Consider the following 6,939-nt stretch of genomic DNA (forward strand, 5'->3'; position numbering starts at 1 on the left):
ATGAGGATTATAATTTTCAATGATACTTCAGAAATCGAGTCCAACCCTGGATGTTACCACACATTCTCACAGCTAAAAAAAAATCTTCAAAAAGCCAATCCTAAAAGTGAAATAATAACCTTTCCCTTATTTTTTGGATATAAAAAATTTAAAAAACTCTCTAAAAAAAATTGGGAAACTAAAAATCAAACATATAAACTGTACTTAAAGTACCTTTGGCAATTAAATTCAAAAAGTATTTACAAGAAAAAATTAAAAAACAACATTAATAAAGATGATAAAATTATTATCAATGCAGAGGGCACAATACATCACAACAGTATTGGAGCCTTAACTCTATTAGCAATTGCATATATATTAAGTAAAAAAGGATATAAAGTTTACATACTAAATGGAACAATAGAAAAGATTGCTCCTTCTTTATTAAAAAAAGCATTAAAGAGATGTCAGATGATTGTACTTAGAGAACCTCTTAGTTTTAATTATCTTAAACAAAACAATATTCTTAATATAAAACAAGGTGCTGATTGTGTATTCAGTATGGCAAAATCAAATTTCAATAAAAACAATTGTACAGATATCTCTAAACCTAAAGTATTATTTACACCTGGAGTACTTATACCTCATGGAAACATGAAACTCCATCAAGAAAAAATTAATTCAATTTATGACTCATTGAAAGAAAGCATGCTAAAGTTTAAAAATATAACAATCCTTCAAATCGAAGAAAAAGAAAAGGACTTTCTAGAGTATGCTAAAAAAAAAGGTTGCAACACAATTGAAGTCAATGATTATGACAAAAAAAACATTTTAAACTTAATCAATAATTTTGATATAATTATAAGTGCACGATATCATATATTGATATTTGGAATAATATTAGGAAAAGGAATTATTCCTCTCGATTATACCAACACCTATAAAATTAAAGGACTATTAAAATTGATGAATTTAGAATTTAATCCAGAAGAATTTTCTCCCATTTTTCCGACAATAGAATCTGTAAAAAATTGCATTAAATTAGCCCAAAACCAAACAGCCTAATTTGCTATTTTTCAATGAAAACTAAATTAATAAAAAAAACAGAAGCACTCAAATTCATATTACGTTATGACAATTTAACAAACAAAAAATTTTACAAAATAAGATTTATAACTAAAATAATTCTCAACATTATAAAAATAAAGAATAAATCCACTATTCTTTTCATACACACCTCAAAGGCAGAAGAAAGAATTTTCAAACAATTATTCCAAAAAGATACAAACCCAAATATTCCAAAATCGCTATTTTCAACAGAATTAAATGGTCCAGATATTAAAAATAATGATGTAAAAATATATAAAAAAAACACCTCCCCTTTAATAGCTGCCATTCTGTATCCTGAAAATATCACAACTGTAATTTGCTTAGATCACCAAAATCAAAATGCCCATAAGAATGGTTCTGAATTAATTTTATTATTGACTAAGTTGGGGGTAAAAAAAACAATATGCCTTCAGCATGGAGGAAGTATGACAGATAATTTAATCGGGCACATTTACTCATCCTCAAAGTTTAATATACTTTGGGGGGAATATCATCTAAAAAAAATAAAGGAGCTATCCTTTTCAAATAACAATAAATTCTACTACCTTTCTGGTAATCCTTTACATGATACTCTTTATAAATCAATTCAAAAAAAAAACCTCAAAACTTTAAAAAATCAATCAACGGACAAACGAAGAGTAATTTTAATTGCGACATGCTTACATACTGAATATAAAAATTATCCAAACCCTAATAAATTATACGCGAAATATATTCGGTCCATTTATGAATCTATTGATTTATCAGAGTATTTTGTCATTATTAAGATGCATCCTAATGATTCAATATCCCCTAACCTATATTTACAGAATATTCCTGATTTTTTTACAAACAATGATTACAAATGTATTGGACCAAATTCAAATACACCATCAATTTATGACCTAATTTTAAATTGTGATATACTAATTTCTAGAGCTTCTACAGTAATCGAGGAAGGTCTAATCCTAAATAAGAAATGTATAATTTTTGATCTATTTAAAAATGGGCCATCAAAACATTTAGATTTTTTAAAATTGTACGCAGAAAATGTAAGATTTTGTTATACTAAAAAATCTCTTAAACAACTCTTAATTAATGATACCTTCACTTCAAGAAAAAATAAATGCAAAACCACCATCAATGAGAAAGCAGCGAGGGATTTTACTTTAAAATTAGACGGACAGTCCACAAATAGAATTTGGGATATCATAATAAAAATTCATAATAACGAATTAAATTAAAACGTCAATTGAAGATTTTAAAACTCTCAATTATAACTGTCAACTTGAACGACGCGGCAGGTCTACGTAAGACCATTGACAGCGTAGCCACTCAAACCTTTACCAATTACGAACACCTCATCATCGACGGTGGCAGCACCGATGGTAGTGTTGACGTCATTAAAGAGTACGAAAAGCAATACAACGGCATCGAAAATGGTCTTTTCTGGGTTAGCGAACCAGACAAGGGGATTTATGATGCTATGAATAAGGGGATTTTACAATCCAATGGAGAGTACATTTATTTTCTTAATACCGGTGATATCCTATTTCCGGATGCTTTTTCAGCTATTTTTTCAAAACAAAAAGAAAAAATCCCATTTATATATGGTAACGTAAAAAGAATTCCTTCCAATATGATTTATGACGGGGAGTTTGATTTAAAAAAATTGTTCAAGAAAAATATTTGCCATCAAGCCATTTTTTACCATCGAACTTTATTCAAACAATTAGGATTATTTAATACTCAATACAAAACAAGAGCAGATTATGCTTTTAACATACAAGTCTTTTCAAAAGGTTTTAAAACATTATACTTACCTGTAACAATTGCAAATTATAATGATAGTGGTATCAGCTCATCTTATTTCGACATAAATTTTTGGGCCGACTATAAAGAAAACTACATCCAACCTTTTAAAAAGGTTATTCCAAAAAGAAAACGTTATGCAATTCTGTGGCGTTACTTTTATGAGCTGTTGGACCGTAATGAAGCTTTTAAAGCATTCAGGTTATTTTCAATTATTACATTAAACGAAATGAATCCCTTTAATACCTTAAGAGGATTTAAATTTTTTATATCTAAATTTATCCGTTAAGAATCATGACCATCTACGCCATCGTCGTCACCTACAACGGTGCCAAATGGGTTGACAAATGCTTTGCCAGCCTTGTTAATTCATCCGTTCCTTTAAAGATTCTAGCCATTGACAACGGCTCCTCCGATGGTATAGTGGTACAAATAAGGTCAAAATTTCCTCAGGTCGAAGTTATAGAAACAAACACCAATTTAGGCTTTGGCAAGGCCAATAACATTGGATTAAAAAGAGTCTTGGACGAAAAGGCGGACTACGCCTTCCTGTTGAACCAGGATGCGTGGGTGGAAAAGGATACTATAGAAAAATTAGTTGATGTACATCAAAGAAATAAAGAATTTGGGATATTAAGTCCAATCGAATATTACAAACCAAACCAATTAGACATTAAATTCAAAAAATTTTATGCACCCAAAGAATTATTAGATAATTTAACATCAAGCCCGGAAGAAATATACCAAACTGAGTTTATAAATGCAGCAGCATGGTTAATACCCTTTGAATCAATAACTCATATTGGAGGTTTTGATCCAATTTTTTCGCACTATGGAGAGGACGTTGATTTTTGCCATCGATTATTAAGGGATAACAAAAAAATTGGTATTGTAACAAATGCTTCCTATTTTCATGACAGACCCCAAATTTTAATAAAGGATAGCCCCCTCAAAAAGCAATTAAATCACAACAAAATACGCAAAATCCTTTTTTTAAGATGGGGGAAACAACATTGGTTTCTTAAATTTACAATTCTTATTCAGGAATGCATTAAAGAAATAATATTCAACAAAAGAAAAGAACGTCTTCAATACATAAAGTTCTTCCTCTTTTTTTTAAAAAACTGGGGCAGAATTATTAGAAAAAACAATTTTGTAAGACTCTAAAAACATTTTAAGCTCCATGCTCATCTCCATCATCATCCCCTCCTACAATGTAGAAGACTATATAGAAGCGTGTGTCCATTCGGCCTTTGCACAAACCTGGCCGGAAAAAGAGGTAATTTGCATCGATAACAACAGCAGCGACGGAACGTGGCAGAAGCTACAACAACTAAAGCAGCAATACCCCAATCTAATCATCGATAAAGAGTTAAAGCCCGGCGCCCCTGCAGCGCGGAACAAAGGATTATCGCACAGCCGTGGCCAATGGGTTCAGTTTCTGGATGCCGATGACCTACTGTTGCCAACTAAAATCGAACATCAGGTCCAACTGGCTGGGCTAAATCCGGAAAGCAGTTTCATAGCTGGGGCCTGCATTAAACGAGACTTAAAGGGCAAAGAGACTAACCATCTTCCACGACACGACAATCCTCTAAAAAGTTTGTTTATCACTCAGCTGGGTAATACCTGTTCCAACCTCTGGAACCGAACCTTTCTGGAGCAAATCAACGGGTGGAACGAATCGCTCAAAAGCAGTCAGGAAGCCGACCTGATGTTCCGACTCTTGCAAGTTAACGACCGGGTTATTTTTGATGACGAACCACTTACAATCATAAGAGAACGTCCGTCCGGGCAGATTTCACAAACCAATCCAAAAGAAAAATGGAAGCGCTACTATAATAAAAGACTGGAGATGATAAGGTGGATCGAACAACACCGACCGGAATTGTATGCCCGGGAAAAAGACTTTTTCATGGACAACCTTTTCGGCATTCTAAAAATTATCGGCGATGAGGACATATCTGCAGCAACACATTTATACCGTCAACATCTAAAAGGACGTTACACCCCATCACCCAGTCAAACCCACTCCACCCGCCCCTACCTGTTGCTTTACAAAATGCTGGGATTTCGCGGTGCAGAGATATGCCGAAGGTGGCAGAATAGGCTGTTGGGCCGTTAGGTTGATAGGCCACTAGGCCGATAGGTCATTAGGCCGATAGGTCATTAGGTCGATAGGCTATTAGGTCGATAGGCTATTAGGTCGATAGGCTATTAGGTCGATAGGCTATTAGGCGAAAAGGTTGAAAGGTGCAAAGGTAGGAAGGTGAAAAGGAAGGAAGGTCGAAAGGCTGAATGGTTCGATTTAAGCCATTAGACTTTAGAATTAATAACAGTAAGATTTTACCATCACAATTTATTTCTATTTTATTTCTGTCATATTTCTGTATATATCTTCATCTTTCATCTGGTCTCCGGTTTCCGGATTCTGACAATCATTTCCCAACCCTCACCCCTCTGACTCCCCTAAAGGGGAGAACCATGCCTCCCGCATTACTTACCACTCAGCTAAATTCAAATATTACTATTTTTACAATTACGCGCGTAGGAACACCCCCTTTAGGGGGACGGGGGGTGTGCGTAGGAAAACTGTTTAAAGCCCATTTTCCCTTTTTTTAAGCATTGAGCGGTCGCTCTCCCCCTTTAGGGGGCCGGGGGGTGCGCATAGGGAACTTCCCCTTTAGGACTCCACAAGAGGCGCGCAAAAGAAACTTGTCGTTGGTTCTTCGCTTAAACTTCTGATCAACTTTCCCCGCCCTCACCCCTCTGACTCCCCTAAAGGGGAGAACCATGCCTCCCGCATCACTTAGCACTTAGTTAAATTCCAGAATTACTATTTTTAAGGTACCGAGCGATGGAACTCCCCCTTTAGGGGAATGGGGGGTGCGCTTAGGGAACTTTCTCTTTAGGACTCCACAGGGGGCGCGCGAATGAAAATTGTTGTTGGTTATTCGCTTAGATTTCTGATCAACTTTCCCCGCCCTCACCCCTCTGACTCCCCTAAAGGGGAGAACCATTCCACCCGCATTACTTTCCACTCAGCTAAATTCAAATATTACTATTTTTACAATTACGGGCTCAGGAACACCCCCTTTAGGGGGATGGGGGGTGCGCTTAGGGAACTTTCCCTTTAGGACTCCACAGGGGGCGCGCGAATGAAAATTGTTGTTGGTTATTCGCTTAGATTTCTGACCAACTTTCCCCACCCTCACCCCATCTGACTCCCCTAAAGGGGAGAACCATCCCACCCGCATTACTTACCACTCAGCTAAATTCAAATATTACTATTTTTACGAGAACGCGCGATGAAACTCCCCCTTTAGGGGGATGGGGGGTGTGCGAAAGAAACTTATAGTTGGTTCTTCGCTTATAACTTCTGATCAACTTTCCACCCTCACCCCTCTGACTCCCCTAAAGGGGAGAACCATGCCTCCCGCATTACTTACCACTCAGCTAAATTCAATTATTACTATTTTTAAGGTATCGCGCGCTGGAACTCCCCCTTTAGGGGGACGGGGGGTGTGCGTAGGGAAACTTGATATTGGCCCTCGGCTTATGGCTTCTGACTACAGTTTCCTACCCTCACCCCTCTGACTCCCCTAAAGGGGAGAACCACTCCACCCGCATCACCTACCACTCAGCTAAATTCAATTATTACTATTTTTAAGGTATCGTGCGCAGGAACTCCCCCTTTAGGGGGATGGGGGGTGCGCCTTGGGAAACTTGATAGTGGCCATCGGCTTATGACTTCTGACTACAGTTTCCCTCCCTCACCCCTCTGACTCCCCTAAAGGGGAGAACCATTCCACCCGCATTACTTACCACTCAGCTAAATTCAAATATTACTATTTTTACGAGTACGCGCGTAGGAACACCCCCTTTAGGGGGATGGGGGGTGCGCGTAGGAAAACTGTTTAAAGCCCATTTTCCCTTTTTTTAAGCATGGAGCGGTCGCTCTCCCCCTTTAGGGGGTCGGGGGCATTGCTGTAAACTTAAGTGGCTAAAAGGTTGATAATGAAATGATAACGCGAGGGCAAACGGAGGCTTCCGCCTCCT

Annotated in this window: 5 protein-coding genes; all 5 read left to right on the plus strand. The window is 37.0% G+C overall.

Annotated features, from left to right (window positions below; genetic code table 11):
- Genes ACT29H_RS12735 through ACT29H_RS12755 form a run of 5 tightly spaced genes read left to right on the plus strand, consistent with a single transcriptional unit; the run spans window position 1 to window position 5,005 of the window.
- Window positions 1–1,044 carry a polysaccharide pyruvyl transferase family protein gene (locus ACT29H_RS12735; protein WP_444822018.1) on the plus strand — a complete coding sequence of 348 codons (1,044 nt, stop codon included), beginning with the start codon at window positions 1–3 and terminating at the stop codon, window positions 1,042–1,044.
- A 14-nt stretch (window positions 1,045–1,058) separates the two neighbouring features.
- A complete protein-coding gene (locus tag ACT29H_RS12740; RefSeq protein ID WP_444822019.1) occupies window positions 1,059–2,312 on the plus strand; it encodes a hypothetical protein in 1,254 nt (417 codons plus the stop codon).
- Window positions 2,313–2,320: 8 nt separating this feature from the next.
- On the plus strand, window positions 2,321–3,169 hold the full coding sequence (locus ACT29H_RS12745) for a glycosyltransferase family 2 protein (RefSeq protein ID WP_444822020.1): 849 nt from the start codon (window positions 2,321–2,323) through the stop codon (window positions 3,167–3,169).
- A gap of 5 nt (window positions 3,170–3,174) precedes the next feature.
- Window positions 3,175–4,047, plus strand: coding sequence for a glycosyltransferase family 2 protein (locus tag ACT29H_RS12750; RefSeq protein WP_444822021.1), 873 nt, complete (start codon window positions 3,175–3,177; stop codon window positions 4,045–4,047).
- A 16-nt stretch (window positions 4,048–4,063) separates the two neighbouring features.
- Window positions 4,064–5,005 (plus strand): glycosyltransferase family 2 protein, encoded by a 942-nt coding sequence (locus tag ACT29H_RS12755; RefSeq protein ID WP_444822022.1) that lies wholly within the window; start codon window positions 4,064–4,066, stop codon window positions 5,003–5,005.
- Window positions 5,006–6,939: the final 1,934 nt, after the last annotated feature.

The organism is Thermophagus sp. OGC60D27 (assembly GCF_052400625.1).
In the GTDB taxonomy this organism is placed as follows: domain Bacteria; phylum Bacteroidota; class Bacteroidia; order Bacteroidales; family Marinilabiliaceae; genus Thermophagus.